Below are 1,996 nucleotides of genomic sequence, written 5' to 3' on the forward strand. Positions count from 1 at the left end.
CTATATGTCCAATGATTTTCTTGTTAAATTTTAATAGTAATGGAGCTCGTTTGGTATTTTCATCCGTCCATCGAACCCCAGCAATATCATGGCTGTTTAAATGATTTATATAGGATTTATCGTTTATAAAACCATAACCACTAAATTTTAACATTGGAAATGATGTATGTCCTTTTTTCCAATATGTTTTAGTCGTAGCTAAGAATGGAATGCGAGTTGTCATCCCAGGTTCATAATAATTTCTTTGGAATTTATATAAAGGTAAAGGATCTATTATTGTATATTGCTTGGTTATCTCTTTTGGTAAATTAATGATTGTATATAATTGAGAAATATTTAATATATTATTGTTCGCTAATATATTTTCTAAAGGCTCCTTAGTTCCAAATATCCACATAGTATCTCGAAATTGAAAAAACCGAGAAAAAAAATCATTAAATTGATTTAAGTCACCATGTTTTAGAAATCTCTCTGTTACAACAATTGTTTTGAGATGCTCCCATGAGATTTCTTGTTGAGCACCCTTATAAAAATCAAATGCTGCCTCATCTAAAATGGGGCCTTTTCCCTTTCCGATATAGGCCTGGCTATAATTACGGGTAGTGCTCCCTTCTTGTTTAGCTATGTTAGAAAAATTAATAAATTGCGGACGGATGATATAGTTATTATCTTTAAAATCGATACCTAGACTATTTATATACAAAACGTGATGCAACTCTCTTTGATCCCAACACCCTGTTAGAAACGTACACATCATAAGAAGAAATATAACTATTCTTTTATTTTTCTTCATCGGTACTCTCTCTTTTCCTTGTATTATCTTGCGTATGCAATTCTTTAGGTCTTTTTTTCATATACGTGAAAGGAAGTCTAAATGTGGCTGCTAGCATACTTTTAAACACAGGGGGTGAATATGGTGTAAAGAATGGAACTCCAAAAGAGCGTAAATTTACTACATGTATCACCATCACAAGGACACAAAAGATAAATCCTACTATGCCTAATAAAGAAGATACTAAGAATACTACATACCGCAATATACTTATTATTCCTGTTACTGACTGATTAGTTAAAGCAAATGTCGAAACAACCGAGATTGCTATTATAATGACCATAGATGCTGAAACAATTCCTGCACTAATAGCAGCTTGTCCAATAATTAATCCCCCTACAACAGATAATGTTTGACCGAATACGGCAGGAACACGCAATCCTGCTTGTCTCAAAATTTCAAATAAGGTCATCATAATTATCCCCTCTAAAGGAGCTGGAAAAGGAATCCCTTCTCTTGATAAGCTTAATGTAGCTAACAACGTATAGGGAATCTGATCTGGATGATATGTAATTAGTGCTATCCAAATTCCTGGAAGAAATATAGAAATTGCTATCCCCAAAAGACTTACAAGTCGTACAAAGCTACCGAATATGTAGAAAAGATCTTGATCTTCAGATGTATTCACAAAAAAAGGAAATGTAACTGGTGCAATTGTCGCTGTTGGTGACCCTTCAACCAGTAAAATAAAACGCCCATATAGCAAACAATTCACAGCATAATCAGGGCGCCCTGTATATTCAACTAAAGGAAATACACTAAATTGATTGTTTGTGATTAACTCTTCAATTTGTGCACTTGAAACAACCCCGTCTATTTTAATTTGTCTTAATTTTAATCGAACTTGATTAATGATATCTTGGGATGCGACATCTTTTAAATACAGGAGTGCTACTTTAGTTTGTGTTCTTTCTCCAATAATAAATTCTTCATAACTAAGAGAACTCGTTTTTAGTCTTTTTCTAATTAATCCTATATTTGTGTTTAACTCTTCAACAAATCCATCACGTCCACCACGAATGGTCATCTCTGTATTTGTTTGTTCAACCGATCTGGTAGGTATTTGGGCAATATCAACTATATATCCATGTTTAGATTCTTCAAAAATAATAAGGAGGTTACCTTCAAATATAATCTGAGAGATAGTTTCATTCGAATTTACCA

Annotated in this window: 2 protein-coding genes; both read right to left on the reverse strand. The window is 33.0% G+C overall.

All coding sequences use genetic code 11. From position 1 onward, the window contains the following. The coding region (locus AB3X49_RS22075) for a Ger(x)C family spore germination protein (protein WP_367964749.1) at window positions 1-793 on the reverse strand (793 nt) is incomplete at its 3' end. Next, window positions 780-1,996, reverse strand: a 1,217-nt coding sequence (locus tag AB3X49_RS22080) for a spore germination protein (RefSeq protein WP_367964751.1), incomplete at its 5' end; no start/stop codon positions are given. The genes AB3X49_RS22080 and AB3X49_RS22075, both read right to left, overlap by 14 nt.

Source organism: Bacillus sp. C30, from assembly GCF_040838255.1.
Lineage (GTDB): Bacteria > Bacillota > Bacilli > Bacillales > Bacillaceae_G > Bacillus_A > Bacillus_A mycoides.